General features: G+C 68.1%; 18 protein-coding genes. 9 read left to right on the top strand and 9 right to left on the bottom strand.

The annotated features are described in order from the left end of the window. The first annotated feature begins 2 nt into the window (after positions 1 to 2). The 4 genes from B4589_RS11845 to B4589_RS11830 all read left to right on the top strand — a co-directional run bounded on the left by B4589_RS11845 (position 3) and on the right by B4589_RS11830 (position 3061). On the top strand, positions 3 to 686 hold the full coding sequence (locus B4589_RS11845) for a hypothetical protein (RefSeq protein WP_079234466.1): 684 nt from the start codon (positions 3 to 5) through the stop codon (positions 684 to 686). A gap of 111 nt (positions 687 to 797) precedes the next feature. Beyond that, positions 798 to 1823, top strand: coding sequence for a hypothetical protein (locus tag B4589_RS11840; protein WP_158081179.1), 1026 nt, complete (start codon positions 798 to 800; stop codon positions 1821 to 1823). 73 nt (positions 1824 to 1896) lie between these two features. Continuing rightward, positions 1897 to 2739 carry a signal peptidase I gene (locus B4589_RS11835; protein WP_158081178.1) on the top strand — a complete coding sequence of 281 codons (843 nt, stop codon included), beginning with the start codon at positions 1897 to 1899 and terminating at the stop codon, positions 2737 to 2739. Next, on the top strand, positions 2729 to 3061 hold the full coding sequence (locus B4589_RS11830; RefSeq protein WP_143414333.1) for a hypothetical protein: 333 nt from the start codon (positions 2729 to 2731) through the stop codon (positions 3059 to 3061). Before B4589_RS11835 ends, B4589_RS11830 begins: the two co-directional genes overlap by 11 nt. 32 nt (positions 3062 to 3093) lie before the next feature. Here the strand turns inward: B4589_RS11830 and B4589_RS11825 are convergent, their stop codons facing one another. Next, the gene (locus B4589_RS11825; RefSeq protein WP_079234464.1) at positions 3094 to 3882 is read right to left on the bottom strand and encodes a winged helix-turn-helix domain-containing protein; all 789 of its coding nucleotides are present in this window, start codon (positions 3880 to 3882) and stop codon (positions 3094 to 3096) included. A 196-nt stretch (positions 3883 to 4078) separates the two neighbouring features. Between B4589_RS11825 and B4589_RS11820 the strand changes: the two genes are divergently transcribed. Both B4589_RS11820 and B4589_RS11815 read left to right on the top strand, forming a co-directional pair. Continuing rightward, a complete protein-coding gene (locus tag B4589_RS11820; RefSeq protein ID WP_079234463.1) occupies positions 4079 to 4615 on the top strand; it encodes a hypothetical protein in 537 nt (178 codons plus the stop codon). A gap of 206 nt (positions 4616 to 4821) precedes the next feature. After that, positions 4822 to 5421: a hypothetical protein gene (locus tag B4589_RS11815; protein ID WP_079234462.1), complete on the top strand. Its 600-nt coding sequence runs from the start codon at positions 4822 to 4824 to the stop codon at positions 5419 to 5421. Here B4589_RS11815 and B4589_RS11810 read toward each other — a convergent pair. Both B4589_RS11810 and B4589_RS11805 read right to left on the bottom strand, forming a co-directional pair. Next, positions 5418 to 5789 carry a cupin domain-containing protein gene (locus B4589_RS11810; protein WP_079234461.1) on the bottom strand — a complete coding sequence of 124 codons (372 nt, stop codon included), beginning with the start codon at positions 5787 to 5789 and terminating at the stop codon, positions 5418 to 5420. The two genes, B4589_RS11815 and B4589_RS11810, sit on opposite strands and share 4 nt — an antisense overlap. A gap of 45 nt (positions 5790 to 5834) precedes the next feature. Then, positions 5835 to 6443 carry a metal-dependent hydrolase gene (locus B4589_RS11805; protein WP_255246082.1) on the bottom strand — a complete coding sequence of 203 codons (609 nt, stop codon included), beginning with the start codon at positions 6441 to 6443 and terminating at the stop codon, positions 5835 to 5837. A 492-nt stretch (positions 6444 to 6935) separates the two neighbouring features. On the opposite strand from B4589_RS11805, the gene B4589_RS11800 reads away from it, so the two are divergent. Further along, entirely contained in the window at positions 6936 to 7406 is a 471-nt protein-coding gene (locus B4589_RS11800; protein WP_079234459.1) for a hypothetical protein, read from the top strand. A gap of 15 nt (positions 7407 to 7421) precedes the next feature. Here B4589_RS11800 and B4589_RS11795 read toward each other — a convergent pair whose 3' ends face one another. The 6 genes from B4589_RS11795 to B4589_RS11770 form a co-directional block, all read right to left on the bottom strand. Next, positions 7422 to 7892 carry an N-acetyltransferase gene (locus B4589_RS11795; RefSeq protein ID WP_079234458.1) on the bottom strand — a complete coding sequence of 157 codons (471 nt, stop codon included), beginning with the start codon at positions 7890 to 7892 and terminating at the stop codon, positions 7422 to 7424. A gap of 140 nt (positions 7893 to 8032) precedes the next feature. Next, positions 8033 to 8659: a non-canonical purine NTP pyrophosphatase gene (locus B4589_RS11790; RefSeq protein WP_079234457.1), complete on the bottom strand. Its 627-nt coding sequence runs from the start codon at positions 8657 to 8659 to the stop codon at positions 8033 to 8035. Between the two features lie 178 nt (positions 8660 to 8837). Further along, positions 8838 to 9128 carry a DUF5808 domain-containing protein gene (locus B4589_RS11785; RefSeq protein WP_079234456.1) on the bottom strand — a complete coding sequence of 97 codons (291 nt, stop codon included), beginning with the start codon at positions 9126 to 9128 and terminating at the stop codon, positions 8838 to 8840. Between the two features lie 45 nt (positions 9129 to 9173). Continuing rightward, on the bottom strand, positions 9174 to 10763 hold the full coding sequence (locus B4589_RS11780) for a bifunctional N(6)-L-threonylcarbamoyladenine synthase/serine/threonine protein kinase (protein WP_079234455.1): 1590 nt from the start codon (positions 10761 to 10763) through the stop codon (positions 9174 to 9176). A 6-nt stretch (positions 10764 to 10769) separates the two neighbouring features. Next, positions 10770 to 11093, bottom strand: coding sequence for a 30S ribosomal protein S24e (locus tag B4589_RS11775; RefSeq protein WP_079234454.1), 324 nt, complete (start codon positions 11091 to 11093; stop codon positions 10770 to 10772). Positions 11094 to 11178: 85 nt separating this feature from the next. After that, positions 11179 to 12315 (bottom strand): thiolase family protein, encoded by a 1137-nt coding sequence (locus B4589_RS11770; RefSeq protein WP_079234453.1) that lies wholly within the window; start codon positions 12313 to 12315, stop codon positions 11179 to 11181. A gap of 113 nt (positions 12316 to 12428) precedes the next feature. Here B4589_RS11770 and B4589_RS11765 point away from each other — a divergent pair, with 113 nt between their 5' ends. Together B4589_RS11765 and B4589_RS11760 are read left to right on the top strand one after the other, a co-directional pair. Continuing rightward, entirely contained in the window at positions 12429 to 14261 is a 1833-nt protein-coding gene (locus tag B4589_RS11765) for a flippase activity-associated protein Agl23 (protein WP_158081177.1), read from the top strand. A gap of 53 nt (positions 14262 to 14314) precedes the next feature. After that, entirely contained in the window at positions 14315 to 15655 is a 1341-nt protein-coding gene (locus B4589_RS11760; RefSeq protein ID WP_079234451.1) for an ATP-binding protein, read from the top strand. The last annotated feature ends 29 nt before the right edge of the window (positions 15656 to 15684 follow it).

The following is a 15684-nucleotide window of genomic DNA, read 5'->3' as shown; positions in this document are numbered from 1 at the left end:
CCGTGGAGTTGAACCGCCGTCGACTGCTCGGGTCCGTTGCGCTGGCTGGTGCGGCGTCGGTAGCGGGCCTCACCGCGCTCACCTCGGACGCGGTCGCCTACCAGTCGTCGACGACGGTCGGCAGCGACCCGTCGGTTCGCGTGGACTGGCGGGAGACGTACAACGGCACGGTCGTCGACGCCGGTGACGAGACGACCGACGAACCGGCCCTCAACGTCGGAAACGCCCACCCAGGAGATTCCGGGACGCTAGCGTTCCGAGTGACGCCGGAAAACGACGATCAAGCAGTGAGCGCCAGCATGTCGCTCGCGCTCACCGCGAACAGCGAGAACGGCCGGAACGAGCCCGAGCGGAGCGCCGGCGACACGACCACCGATCGCGGCGAACTCGCCGACGCCCTCGACGTCGCGGTCTGGTACGACACGGGGTCGCTCGGCGTCTCCGGGCTCGGCGGCTGTGACGGGGACCTGGACGTTGCGGAGACCGTGCTCGTGGACGGGTCGCTAGTCGACGCGGACACTGCACTCGCCGAGGGGGTTCCGCTCGGCGGCGACTGCCTCGACCCGACGAGCGCGGTCTGTGTCGGCATCTCCTGGTCGTTGCCCCGGTCGGTCGGGAACCGAATACAGGGAGACAGCGTCGAGACGTCGCTCAGCTTCACGGTCGAACCGTGTGATGAGACGTGACTGTTTCACGACCAGTTAAACAGCCAGCTCGGCGCCTAAATAGACCAATAAGTATGTCAACAATGGACGTACGCGTGGGCGTGCCCCGGACAGAAACGGAGGGAATCGACGATGCCTGACGTCTCGCGGCGTTCGATCCTGCGTGGCGTCACGTTCGCTGGGGCGGCGAGCCTCGGCGGCGCCTCCGGGGTCGGCACGTACGCGTACCTCACCGACGGCGAACTGTTCCGTTCGAACGCCATGGCGGGGGGGTCGCTCGATCTCGAGATCGCGACGCGTACCGAGTCCGAGTCCACGACGTCGTACACCCCGGAACAGGACGGCTCGTTCCCGTCGACGTTCGTTCCGGAGTCGACGATCACCGTCGCGTTCCCGGCTATCGACCCGAGCCAGGGCCAAACGTCCGGGTCGACGACCGTCGCGTTCCGCGTGTGTGAGAACCCCGGCCGCGTCTGGTTGCGGCTGCAGGACGGCGAATCCGGCACACTTGCCGACGCGATGGAGGTCACGCTCACGTACGCACCTGCGGCCGAGGAGGCCGGTGACACTCTCTACGAGGGATCCCTCTCCGAACTTTTCGACGCGTACGGGGAGGGCAGCCTGCTCGGTGCCGGTAACTGCCGGGAACTCGGGAAAATCGAGCTCACCGAGGATCCTGCCGAGTTCGTCGCCGAAGGAACCGGGGAGTCGCTGCCCATCGACGCCGTCCCCGGGACGTTGACTCTCGACGGGCCTGACGGCCCCGTCGACGTCGAAATTACGGGGCTCCACTGGAAGGACGACGGGGACGAAGTCCGTGGTGTCGACCTCCGGGCGGACGCGTTCGAGTTCTGCCGCGTGGACGTGAAAGGCGGCGGGGGGCCCGATGCGGGTGTCGTGACCTACCGGCCTGACTGTGCCGCCACGGCGAAAGAGTTGGTCACCGAATCGAACCCAGCCGGGAGGCCGAGCGGCCTCAGTCACTTCGTCATCTTCGAGTGCGCCGGCGACAGCTGTGTCGGCTGCGAGCCGGCGTGTCTCACCCTGGACTGGCGACTCCCGAACCCGAAACCGGTCGCCGGTGAGTCGGTGTCGTTCGATCTGGAACTGTTCGCCAGCCAATGCCGTCACACGAATCCGAGAAACCCATGGCAGTAACTACACACAACCGAAAACGGTCGCTTGCACCGGCGCTTGCGGGGTGGTCCGCGTGATCCCCTCTATTCGGCGCGTGGCGGGAATCGCCGTCACCATCCTGGGACTCCTGATTGTCGGCGTCTTCGTCGTCCAGGCAGTCCCCGGCATAGTCGGCGCCGACGCCAGTTACGTCGTGCTCTCGGACAGTATGGAGCCGGAGATATCGGCCGGCGATGCCGTCATCGTGAAAAGCGTCGACCCCGCGAACATCGAGTCCGGTGACGTCATCACGTTCGTGCGCGCCGAGGAATCGACGCCAGTGACACACCGTGTCGTAGAAGCCGTCGAAACCGAGGGGGGCCAGGCGTTCCGCACGAAAGGCGATGCCAACGACGACCCGGACCCCGCGCTCGTCCCCGCCGAGAACGTCACGGGCGAGGTCTGGGTGGTACTCCCGTACGTCGGTTACGTGGTGATGTTCGCGAACACGCCGAGGGGGATGGCCCTCCTGATCGGGCTCCCGGTGATCGCATTCGTGGTCTCCGAACTCTACGCCTTCACGCGAAGTGACGCGCCGGAGGAACAGCCTGAGCCAGCCGACCGCCAGCATGTCGGTGAATTCGGCTCGCCGGCGGAGGTGGCCGACGACGACGGCCTCGTGATTACGACCCGCGACCTCCAGCTGAGCACGGTCGGGTTCGGCGCCCTCGCGGTGTACAGTGGTTACATCGCGTACCAGGACCCCCAGCCGGTGAGCGTTGGCGTCTTCGCCGGCGCGGCGATTGTCGTCGCGTTCGTTGCCGCGGTGTTCGTCGCCGGACGTGAAGCGCCCTCGACCAGTAGCCAGCCACGGAACCGCCAGGTGACCGACGGTGGCGAAAGCCTCCCGGCAGCTGTCGGCACTGTCGGGTCCAGAGGTGAGAACGATGGCGAGTAAGACCGGCGTGCTCGTTATCGTTGTGGTAGTCCTGCTGGCCGGGTTTACGGGCGGATTTACCGTCGCCTCGTTGGCCGACACCGAGACAGTCGGGATGTCCGTCAGCGTCGACGAAGCGCCGGCAACCGAGACCCCGGCGACACCGAGTAAAGTCGGCCAGAATACGACACCGACAGCAACGCCGAACGGAACCGCGACAGCAACACCCAGTACCACCGAAACGCCGAACGGAACCGCGACAGCAACACCCAGTACCACCGAAACGCCGAACGGAACTGCGATAGATAGCTCAACAGCTACCGAGACGACGCCGGCCGAGTGAGTGCAGGCGTATTGGCGTCCGTTTCGGTAGCCTCAGCGGAGGTTCTCGACGTACGAGTCGAACGGCGTCCCCCGCTCCCACTGGGTCTCGAAACAGCGTGTCGCCCACTCCTGTACGTCGGGGTCGGCGGTGTCGGCGACGAGCTGGAGGAGCGATGCGTCGTCGTTGTACCCACCGACGTAGACACGTTCGTCCGTCACGACGAGGCGGAACGCGGGCGGGTCGCCGACGCGTACGTGGAACTCCCCCTCCTCGAGCGCGCGTTCGAACTCACCGTCGTCCTCTTGCCGCAGCTGGTCGACCGCCGACGGCGGGTAGAGCACGGCGACCCAGAGATCGTCACGAACGCGATCGTAAAGCGTGTTCTGATAGGCTGGATCCGGAGTTGTCGGCGTGAACTCTCGGATGAAAGACGTGTCCTCGGTGAGCGAGAGAAACCGCCGCATCGGTTTGTACGGATCACCAGGTTCGAGTTCGGTAACTGTCGCATCGTCGAACGCGCTGATTTCGATCGGTTCCTCGGTCTCCTCGAGTTCGCCCAGAAGCGGCGACAGGCTATGGGCGATGCGGATCGTTCCTATCGCTCGCGAAGTCTCACAGTGAACGACGTCGCCGAACGGGGTGAGTTCATAGGTGCCGTTCTGGCGGGAGATCAGCCCGAGAGATTCGAAGGTGTTGACGACGCGAAATGCAGTCGAACGGGACACGCCGAGCGCGTCCTGTATATCCGATCGCGTCGCGTTCCCCTCCTCGAACTCCGCGAACACCCGCTGCCGACGGGCAGCAGTTCGGAGGATGTGAGCCGCATCGCCGTCTCCCATACCCCAAGATATTTGTAACACCTGCAATAGTTCCTCGTGTCAATTTCATACCAATTATGGGTGGAATTTCACAAGGTGACACTACTCTCAGCAATTAACTATACAATCTCTTACTCAACGTACAATTATGGGAAGAGTACCAGTCCCTCTGGGATAGGGAAGTGGGAGGCAGAACCGTATATGAGGAAAACACAAAATGCTCAAACAACGAAGAAGGAACGAGCCGCTAAATCGGGCAGAGATTCACGATGTGTTGAGTAACAACCGTCGGTATCACGTTCTTAATCTCCTCAGCGACGAAGATCCACGGGACCTCCGATCGCTCGCCAACGACATCGCCGCCGCCGAATCGGGTAAGTCGCCCGCGCCGCGGAAAGTACGACAAAGCGTTTACGTAACGCTGCACCAGAACCACCTTCCGAAACTCGACTCGCTAGATCTCGTCCAGTACGACGATACGTCGAAGATGGTGGCGCTCGGCGGCCGGGCGAACGAAATCGACATCTATCTCGAAGCCGTCGAACGCGGCCATCTCTCCTGGAGCGAGTATCATCTCGGGGTTGTCGTACTCGGCCTCGTCGCTACGCTCGCCAGCGTCATCGATACGCCGGTGCTGGCCACACTCGATCCGGCGGCGTATGCGTCCGGCGCACTCGTCGTGCTCCTCGTGTCGATAGCGTATCAAATACGTGGCCAGGGTAGCCCGTGGTTGGACCGGTTTACGAACGGCTGACCGCACCGATGACCACGGCACGCGTCCTCTCGCCACAGCGGGAGCGCGTCGTCAGAGCGGCGCTATCTAGTTGGGACCTTCGGCTGACAGTTGTCGATCGAGTGATGCGGTTCTGCCGGTCTTCGTAGTCCCCGTCACTCGAAACCCACGAGCTGCAGCCACGCCGTGACGAAACGCCTTTTCGGGCTCGCCCCACCCCCACGCGTATGAGCGTCGCCGACACCGTCGCCACCGTGTTCGCGCCCGAACTGTTCGTCCTCCTCGCGACGCTGCTGCTTCTCGGCTACGAGCGACGCGGCGACCTCGCAGCGAAACCACTCGCCGCGCGTCTGGGCGTCGTTGCCGGCGCGTGGGTTGTCGCGTTCGCCGTCTATCAGGGTGGTCCCGAACTCCTGGGCACCGCGATCCCTGGCGGCGACGACTTCTTCGCTGCAGTCGGGTTGATCGCCGCCTTCGCCGGCATCGCGCTCGCGTGGCGACGGTTCGAGTGGGGGTCGCTGCTGCCGCCGTACGCCGCCCTCCTGGTCGCGACCTCGCTGCTCCACCTCGTCGTCGTCCCGCTATGGGACGCGTCGAGCCACGTCATCTACGCCGCCGTCCCGGCGGGCGCGCTGACCGCCGTCGATCGACGGTTCGCGCCGCTGTTCCTCGTCGCGCCGCTGCTCATCTGGAGCCGGATCGCCACCGACGCCCACACCGTCGACGAGGCGGTGGGCGGGCTAGTCGTCGCCGCGGCCGTCCTCGGCAGCGCGCTCGCACTCGGCCGACTACCCGGCGAGGAAGACGACGGGGTCGACCCGCTCTAGCTCTCGTCCAGCGTCCGTACCTCGCTTTTCCGCTCCTCGGCGTCGGCGTCGCCGGTGTTCTCCGTCCCGGCGGGCTCGAAAAGGACGACCTTCGCCAACCCGTCGGCGACGGGGCGATGCTCGACGCCCGCCGGGACGACGCCGAGTTCGCCCCCGGAGAGCTGCTTGTCGGGCTCGCCCCGGAGTTCGAGCGTCAGCTCCCCCTCGATCACCCAGAACAGTTCGTCCGCGTCGGGGTGGCTGTGCCAGACGAACTCCCCCTCGAGTTTGGCGGCTTTCAGCGCCTGCCCGTTGAGCGAGGCGAGCAGTCGGGGCGCCCAGCGCTCCTCGAAGCTGTCGAACGCGGCGTCGATATCGACGGTCTCCATGGTCGATGACGGCGATCCGGGGCGAAAAGCACGTCGGCAGCGAACTCAGCGCAGGTCCTCGACCAGCGTGTCGGGCAGCCGATCGACCGTCTCCTCGGGGAGCGCGTCGACGGCCTGCTCCCCCCAGTCGACGATCCGGCGCCGGAGGGCTGCATACACGACCCCGACGGCGATCGTCCCGAGGACGAGGGCGTCGAACGCGCCGTCGTAGGCCAGCAGCGCGAGCAGTCCTAGCCCGACCGTCGCCACGGCGTCCTCCGGCGCGCCGTCGTACCGAACCCAGCGCCGCGGCCGCCACCACCGGCGGTGGTAGTGGCTGTACACCCCGCGGTCGCCGGTGCCCTCCCACGGCCGGAGTTCGAGATCGCCGCCGAGCGCGTCGCTGAGAGAGTGAACCGCCGCGGCAGCGAGGAACATCACGCTGCCGACGGTCCACGCCGACGGGACGACGAGGGCAGCGACACCCACCGCTCCGGCGGCCAGCGTGTAGTACACCGGGAAGTGGAGCGTTCGGCGGTGCTCGCCGGGCATGTCGAGGTCCGGGAACACCCCGCCAGCGAACCCCGCGACGGCGGCGACGACCGCGAACTCCGGCGCGACCAGCGCGACCGGAACCGCGAGCAGGAGCCCCGCCAACGCGTGGGTAGTGGCCATCATCTCCTCGGAGATAGGCGCCAGTTCCGGATAACGTTCACGCCGACGTGGGAAAGACGACGACGCCCGGGTCCGTCACCGGGGGAGTGGGGAGAGGTCGACGGGGTGGGCGTCGTCCGTGGGGAGTCGTGTCAGGCGCACCTCAAGAGATGGATGGGGTGTGTGCGCCCAATCGGGTACAGCGGTTGGGACGACTTAAACCCGCGTCAGACGCTCGCTTCGCTCGCGACTGACTTGCTCACGGCTCCCGGCCGTGAACCGCGTCAGACGTCCGCTTCGCTCACGACTGGCTTGCTCACGGCTCCCGGCCGTGAACCGCGTCAGACGTCCGCCTCGCTCACAATCCGCGTCGAACGTCCGGACCCACAACACCGATACGCCGGCCGGCCGACAACGGAGGCATGCCCGAACGCTGGGAGTCGCTGTTCGCCCGCGGCGCCGAGTACGAGGTGGACGAGGCGGCCGTCAGGGACGCGCTCGCGGAGGTCCGAGATGAGTGAGCCATCCCCCGCACGGATCGTCGCCGACAGCGACGTGCTCGCGGCGGATCTGCTGGTCGGCGGCGACGCGCGGACGTGTCTCGACCACGTCCGCAGCAACTCCTGGGTCACGCTCGTCGCCAGCGACCCGCTGCTCGACGACGCCGAGGAAGTGATCGAACGCCTCGCCGACGCGGAACTCGCGGCGGACTGGCGCGAACGGATCGAGGAGCTCCGCGAGCCGGTCGACCAGCCCGACGATGACCACCCCGCGCTGGCGTCGGCGTACCACGGCGGCGCGATGCACGTGCTCTCCTTCGACGACCGACTCACGAGCACGACGGGGAACCGGATGGTTCGCGACCGCGTCGAGACCACAGTCCGGACGCCACACGCGTTCGCCCGCCTGTTCGACCCTGCGAAGCTCTACCCCGAAGTGGTGGACGGGGAGTACCCCGGCCCGGATCGGGACCCACGGTCCTGAGCGGTCCGTCCGGAGTCACTCCAGCGACTTGCGCATGGTGTGTCGCGTCACGTCGAACGCTCGCTCCTCGTAGAGCGCCTGTGCGGACTCGTTCCAGGCGTCGACGCTGAGCGTCACGTGGGCACAGCCCCGCTGCTCGCCCCACGACTCGGCAGTCGCCATCAGTTCGTCCGCGATCCCCTCACGGCGGAACCTCGGCCGGACGTAGATCTCGTTGACGTGGGCAGTGTCGTCGTGAGCGAACACCGGCGGCGCCTCCTGAACCTCGGCGGAGACGAAGCCGGCAAGCTCGTCGTCGACGACTGTCACGCGGTCGATCCGATCGTCCTCGGTCAGTCGTTCGCGGCGGAACTCGATCACGCCCTCGCGGTACTCGTCGGCGAGGGCGTGGTAGGGGTCGTGTTCGGCCATCTCCCGGCAGAACGGCACCCAGAGGTCGTCGACGAACGCGGGGACTTCCGACGCGTGGAGCGAACGGGTCTCCATACCGGACCCGTGACCGGGTTCGGCAAAAATCGCTCGCCTGCTCGGCGTACCACAGCCTCGCGGTCCACGGTTACCGCTCGGCGTACCACAGCCTCACGTTGAACGCTACCGTTCGGTGTACCACAGCCTCACGCTGAACGCTACCGCTCGGCGTACCACTCCCCGAACTTGGCCAGCGCCCGCCCGCGGTGGGAGATGGCGTTCTTCTCGGCCTCGCTCATCTCCGCGAACGTCGTCCCCTCGTGTTCGAAGATCGGGTCGAAACCGAACCCGCCCTCGCCGCGCGGTTCCACGAGCGTCCCGCGCACGCGCCCCTCGAACAGCTTGACGGGGAGCGCCTCCGCCTCGTCGTCCTCGTCGGGTCCTGCCGCGGCAGCGGCGACGCGGTCGTCCTTGTCGACGGGGTCGGGCGAGGCGTCGAACCCCTCGCCGTCGCAGTAGGCCAGCACGCAGCGGAACGACGCGGCGCGATCCTCCTCGGCGCTGGCGAGCTCCCACGTCCGCTCGATGCCGACGGTATCCTCGACGTAGGAGGAGTACGGACCCGGGAACCCGTCGAGGGCGCGGACGAACAGCCCCGCGTCGTCGACGAGGGCTGGCTCGCCGGCGTGGCGGTACGCCTCGCGCGCGCCGCGGGCGGCGATCGTGCCGAGGTCGTCGCTCTGGATCTCGGTGTAGTCGTAGTCGAGCTGGGCGACGGAATCGTCGCCGAGGTACTCCTCGGCCTCCCGGACCTTCCCGGGGTTGGTGGTGACGTAGCGCAGCATCTACCGGGGGTCGGGGTGGTTCCGGAAAGAAGGGTGCGGTTCGGTAGTCAGTAAGATCGGTCGCCGCGCCTCAGTCGCCCTTGCCGGCTCACCTCGCCGGCGAGATCAGTCGTCACAGAGGCGCGGCTGACCGTCGCCGCGCCTCAGTCGTCGAACTTCGCGGCTGACAAAATGCCGCTCAGTCGTCGTCCACGATCACTTCGACCGGATCCTCGCCCTCGTCGGCCTCGCCGTCGCGCTCCTTCTGGCTCTCCTGCCAGAGCAGGCCGAGCACGACGACGCCGATCACCCAGGAGCGCCAGTTGGCGAGGTTGAGCGTGTACCCCACGCCGAACGGTTTCTCGACCAGCATCCCCTCGCCGGGCTGCCAGTACGACGAAAGCATCCGGCTGACGCTCGGTTGCTCGAAGTTGTACGGGACGCCGAACAGCTCGCCGGACTGGGGCTTGCCGCTCTCGTTGTCTTCCATACCCCAACCGTGGGCCGGCGGCGATAAATCGTTTTGGTCCGGCGACTACTGGTACCGGCCGCGCCCGCGGATCTCCGCCAGCCGCTCCAGCACCGTCTCGTCGCCGACGGCGGCGTACCCCGCCTCGAACGCCCGACAGAGCGACTCCGGCTCGGTCGCCGTCCCCGCCACCGAGCCCTCGAACACGTGGAGATCCATCGCGTGGTCCTCGGGGTGGCCGGAGTGGTAGCCCAGCCCGAAGTCGATCAGGGAGAGCCGGTCGCCGACGCGGACGTTCTTCGTCGTCGGGTCGCCGTGGACCACCTCCCGGCCGTGCAGCCGTGCCAGATGCTCGCCGAGTTCGCGGGCCCGCTCGGTCGTGAGCGCGTCCGCGAGGTCCGTGTCGCCGACGTGCTGGAGTCGAAGCGTGGCTTCGGGCACGTCGATGTCGTGGACCAGCGGCGTCGGCACGCCCGCCTTCCGCGCCTCGCTCAGCAGGCGTGCCTCCAGCACGGTCCGATCCCGGCGGAGCTTCGCGTCGAGTTCGGGGTGGCGGTACTCCTTGGGGATCCGGCGCTTCACGACCACGCCGTCCTGCACGTCGACGACCGCCTCCGCGCCGCGCCGGGGATCGGTGAGCCCCGACGCGCCGCTCCCGGCGCCGTGGCCGACGGCGACGGACTCGTTCTCCCGCCACGTCACGGGCACCTCGTCGGGGCGGAAGTCCGGGTCGATCGCGCTGTCCTCGATGGCGATCGTGTCGCCCGCGGCCGCCATCTCCGCGCCGAGGACGGCGATCATCCCGGCGTTGTCCCGGAGGAACCGCGGCTCGGGCGCGTAGAACTCGGCGCCGCGCTGCTCGCACATCCCCGCGAGCATCTCCCGCAGGCGGTCGTTCTGCCCGACGCCGCCGCCGAGCACGAGTTCGTCGCTGCCCGTCAACGAGAGCGCGCGCTCGCTGACCTCCGTGAGCATCGCGAACACGTGCTCCTGCAGCGAGAAGCAGACGTTCTCGACGGGCGTGCCGTCGTCCACCGCGTCCTTCGCGGCGCTCGTCAACCCCGAGAAGGAGAAGTCCATCCCCTTCACGACGTAGGGGAGGTCGACGTACTCGCCGTCCGCGGCCGCCTCCTCGACTTTCGGCCCGCCGGGGTGGCTCCAGCCGAGGTGGCGCGTGAACTTGTCGATCGCGTTGCCGACGCCGGTGTCCATCGTCTCACCCAGCACGCGGTAGCGCCCGTCGTGGAAGCCGAGCAGGTGGGCGTTCGCGCCCGAGGCGTTGAGACAGACCGGCGAGTCGAAGCCGGACTCGTGGCGCCCGATCTCGAGGTGGGCGACCATGTGGTTGACGCCGACGAGCGGCACGTCGAGCGTGCCGGCGAGCGCGCGCGCGCCAGTGCCCGCGACGCGCAGACACGGGCCCAGTCCGGGGCCCTGTGAGAACGCGACAACGTCGATCTCGCCGTCGGCTCGCTCGAGCGCCGTCTCGATCACCCGCGGGATCGCGTCGCCCATGTGCTCGGCGGCCTCGCGCGGGTGAATGCCGCCGCTGTCGGGCTCGTACGCGTCGGACTCGATGAACGTCTCGTCGGTCGTGGTGTCGTGGACGGCGGCGCTTGCACACCACGCCGTGCCCTCGACACCCAGAACGCGCATCCGGCGTTACTCGCCGTCGGCGGGGGCTTCCTCGGCCTCGGCGTCGGTGTCGGCTTCGATCTTGTTCCGCTCGAGCATGTGGTCCTGCTCGACGTCGCGGGCGTCGTCGGGCGAGTCGTACACCTTCGCGTCGCCGATCGTCTTGCGCATGCCGAACTTCGTGTCCAGCTTGCGGATCACGACCTCGTCCGAGTCCTTGTCCAGCGTCGCCGCGAGGCTGTCACGGACCTGCAGGCGCGAGGGCGTGGCGTCCTCGTGGGTCAGCTCGAATCGGACGTCGGTGCGGTGCAACATCGGGTTCTCGGTCTCGTCGACGATTTCGATCTCCATGGTCAGTTGCCCGAAGATGGGCCGGAAAACGGCAAAAGGATTTCGAAGGGCTCCTGTCGGCCGCGTGACGGCGACCGCGTCGCCCTCACTCCATCAGGAACTCGATCGCGGCACCCTGGCCGAACCCGACACAGAGCGTCGCCAGCCCGCGGTCGTCGCCGCGCTTCTCCATCTCGTGCAGCAGCGTCACCGGGAGTCGCGCGCCGCTGGCGCCCAGCGGGTGGCCGATCGCGATGGCGCCGCCGTTGACGTTGAACTGGTCGTCGTCGATCCCCAGCTCCTCCTGGGCGTACACACACTGGGAGGCAAAGGCCTCGTTGAGTTCGACGAGGTCGTACTCCTCGATATCCGTCCCGGCGCGGTCGAGCAACCCTTTCGTCGCCGGCACGGGACCGATCCCCATCACCGTCGGGTCGACGCCGACGACCTCGTTCGTGCCGATCTCGGCCATCACGTCGAGGTCGTTCTCCTCGGCGAACGCTTTCGAGGTGACCATCACCAGCGACGCGCCGTCGGAGATCTGGCTGGAGTTGCCGGCCGTGACGGTGCCGTCACCCGTAAAGGCCGGCGGGAGGTCGGCGAGCTTCTCGGCGGTCGTTCCGGGTCGCAGTCCCTCGTCCTCCTCGACGACGCCGTCCTCGGTTTCGATGGGGAGGATCTCGTCGGCGAAGCGACCCGACTCCGTGGCCTCGACCGCGCGCTGCTGGCTGCGGGCGGCGTACTCGTCCTGTGCCTCCCGGGAGACGCCGTACTCCTCGGCGACCTTCTCGGCGGTCAGCCCCATCTGGAGCTGGAACACGTTGTACTGCTCAGACATCCCGGGGTGGAGATGCTCGTAGGAGTCGCCGTCCATCGGCACGCGGCTCATGTTCTCGACGCCGCCGGCGATGATGCACTCACGGTTGCCCGCCGCGACGGCGTCCGAGGCGGAGATGATCGCCTGCATCGAGGAGGCACACCAGCGGTTGATGCTGGTCGCGGGCGTCCCCTCGCCCAGCGGCGAGAGCAGCGCGATGACGCGGGCGACGTTGTTGTCCTGCTCGCCGCGCTGCTGGGCGACGCCCCACATCAGGTCCTCGACCTGCTCGGGGTCGACGCCGGTGGTGTCGAGCGCGTCCTCGATCAGCGGAACCGAGAGGTCCTCGCTCCTGGTGTCGGCGAAGACGCCGTCCTCTTTCCCCTGCGGGGTCCGTCGAGCGTGTACGACGACAGGTGTCGACATGGTTCGGGATGCGGGCGGCACGGGGATAAATCCGACCGAACGCGGCGTGCGTGGTCGAGGGTTTTCGACCCGACGGAGAAAGTACTTACAGCGCGGCCGGGACCGTTCCGGACGTGTCCCGCCCCGCTCGCTGGGCGCGCCGTCGCCCCGTCGCGGCCGTGCTGGCGCTGACGGCGCTCGCCCTCCTCCTCCGACTGGTCGCGCTGGGCGACCGGACGATGCACTGGGACGAGGCCCGCGTCGCCTACTGGACGCTGCGGTACGTCCGCGGCGCCGGCTTCGCCTACCGGCCGGTGATCCACGGCCCGTTCGTCCCGATCACGGTCGCGCCGCTGTTCGAACACCTCGGCCCGACGGCGTTCGCGGCCCGGCTCCCGGTCGCGGTCGTCGGCGGGCTCGCGCCGCTGTCGGCGCTGCTGTTCCGCCGCCCTGCCGCCCCCTCCCACCCGAGCGCGCTCGATATCGGCCTCGACGACGCCGAGACAGTCGCGCTCGCTACGCTGCTTTCGGTCACGCCCAGTTTCGTCTACTACTCGCGGTTCATGCGCTCGGATATCCCGCTCGCGATCTTCGCCCTGTTCGCGCTTGGCTTCGCGGTTCGCGCGCTCGCGACCGGACGCCGGCGCAACGTTCTCGCCGCGGGGCTGTTCGTCGGCCTCGCGATCCCGACGAAGGAGAACGTCCTGCTGTACGCCGCCTGTGCCGCCGGGACGACCGTGGTCGCGGTCGGCTGGCCCGCCGTGACTCCGTTGCTCCCGTGGCGCGAGGCGGACCAGCCACGGAACGCGGCGACGACGGCGTTCAGGGGTTCCCTCGGCCGTGCCCGTGCTGTGCTCGCCCGTCACCTGCCCGCAGTGCCGCTGGCGCTCCTGCTCGGACTCGTCCCGGTCGTGTTCTTCCTCGCGCCGCGCGGTCCCACAGGCGACCCAACGCTGGGTGCCGCGCTGGCCGGCGAGGCGGGCTGGCTCGCGCTGATCGAGCGCGCGACCGTCGGGACGTGGGAGACGTTCCGGTCGAGCCTCTGGACCGGCGGCCGGAGCCACTCCTACCCGATCTACGCGGGCAAGCTCCTGGGCTACCTGTTCGTGGGTGCGCTCCCGGCCGTCGTCGGCGCCGGCTACGCGTTCGTCCGTGAGCTTCGCTCGCCGTCGCGGCCGCTGGTCGTGCCGCTCGTCGCGTGGGGGATCGCGTCGATGCTGGGCTACCCGCTGGCGACGGACATCCCCGCGCCCTGGATCTCGATCCACATCGTCCTCCCGCTGCTCGTCCCCGCCGGAGTCGGGTGGGTGGCGATCGTTCGTGATCGGGCGTGGAAACTCGATCCGCCCGACGTTCCCGACGCCGAGACACGCCGGCGCTACGCCCGCTACGCGCTGGCCGCGCTGGTGGTGCTCTCGGCAGTGCAGGTGCCGCTCGTGATCGCTGCCTCCTCGGTCACGCCGCCGCTGTACGTGAACGTGCTCGCCCAGTCGGCCCAGCCGTCGGACGATCTCTCGCCGGTGAAGACGACCGTCGCGGACGCGGCCGACGACGTCGCCGAGCGGAGCTCGGCTGGCAGTCGGACGCAGTCCGACGACGGCGGCGTGCTGTTCTACGGCGAGGAGTACTACCTCCCCAACGAGTCGATCGACGACGACCCGCCGACCGAGGGGGAGGACTGGCTGGGCTGGTGGCTGAACCGCCTGCCGATGGCGTGGTACGTCGAGCGCGCCGACGCGCCGTCGTCGTACGCCCGCGACGCCGACGCGCTGCGGGAGCGGGAGTCGATCCCGCCAGTCGTGTTCGCCGCACCCCCCGATGCCGACGGTGCGGCGCCGGTGCTGGCCGAGCGCGGCTACGAGCGAACGCGCTACGACCTCGGCCTCTACCACGAGCAGGCGGTGGTGATGTTCGTCGACGAGTCCAGACTGGACGACGGCCCGACGAACAGATCTGTGCAGTCCTGAACGGGGATGGGCGTTCGACGCGCTTAACCGACTGGCCCGGCAACCCTATCGGGATGAGCGACCCCGCCGTCGACGTCGTAGAGTTCCTGTTGACCGCCCACACCTACACTGAGGAGGACGAGCTTGACGAGGACGACCTCCCGCCACGATACCGCCAGGTGTTCTGGTCCGACGGGTCGATCGAGCGTCCGCTGGCAGTCACGCAGGACCGCGCACGCACCGCCACCAGCGTCGATCACCCCTGGGACGCCGTCTCCGATCTCCTCTTCACCCAGCGCACGGAGTTCTCCGGCGAGATCTCGCTGACCCAACCGGAGATGGCGCTGGAGTGGTATCTCGACCGCGTCGCCGACGACGACCGCCTCGCCACCAACCCGACGGTCGCGTACGCCGCCGAGAACGCCGACGACATCGAGGTCGACGTCAGCCGCGAGCAGGCCCGCGAGGACAACCAGCCGATCCAGGCCGACCGCGTCTGGATCGACTCGCTGCTCGACGAGTACTTCGACGAGGACGAGGACGCGGAGATGCTCGATCTGGTCCAGATCCTCGCGCCCGAGGAGATCGAGACCACGCTCGACGACCTCGTGTTGACCGAGGACCAGAGCAACGAGGTCCAGAAGATCGTCACCGCGATCGAGAACCGCGACTACCTCGCCAGCATCGGGCTGAGCGAGATCGGGAAGATCCTGTTCGTCGGCCCGCCCGGGACGGGGAAGACCACCATCTCCCGGGGGCTGGCCCACGAGCTCGGCCTCCCCTTCGTCGAGGTGAAGCTGTCGATGGTCACCAGCCAGTACCTGGGTGAGACCGCGAAGAACGTCGAGAAGACGTTCGAGGTCGCGAAGCGGCTCTCCCCCTGTATCCTGTTCATCGACGAGTTCGACTCCGTCGCCAAGACCCGGAAATCCGACGAGCACGCCGCGCTCAAGCGCGCCGTCAACACGCTGCTCAAGAGCATCGACGACATCTCGCTGGTCCGCGACGAGGTGCTGACCGTCGCCGCGACGAACCACCCCGACCAGCTCGACGCCGCCGCCTGGCGCCGCTTCGACGAGGTCGTGAACTTCCCCAAACCCGACCACCAGATGCGGGCGGACATCCTCCGGATCATCACCCGGGACATGCAGATGGCCGAGTTCGACCCCGAGGAGATCGCCGACGAGACCGAGGGGCTCACCGGCTCGGACCTCCGGATGGTGCTGCGCGAAGCCGTGCTCCAGGCGCTCACCGAGGGCCGGCGCGAACTCACCCAGCAGGACGTGATGGACGCCGTCCAGGGGTTCGAGGAGCGTGACAACCTCAAGAACATGGACATGATCGACGGCGAGGGCGCCGCGATCGCCGGCGACGGCGGCCAGGAGCACGAGCACGGGCACGATCACGACCACTAGCGACGCCGAGCCGCGGGGTACAAACCGCC

This window comes from Halolamina sp. CBA1230 (assembly GCF_002025255.2).
In the GTDB taxonomy this organism is placed as follows: Archaea; Halobacteriota; Halobacteria; order Halobacteriales; family Haloferacaceae; genus Halolamina.
This window is presented reverse-complemented; position numbering and strand designations above follow the sequence as displayed.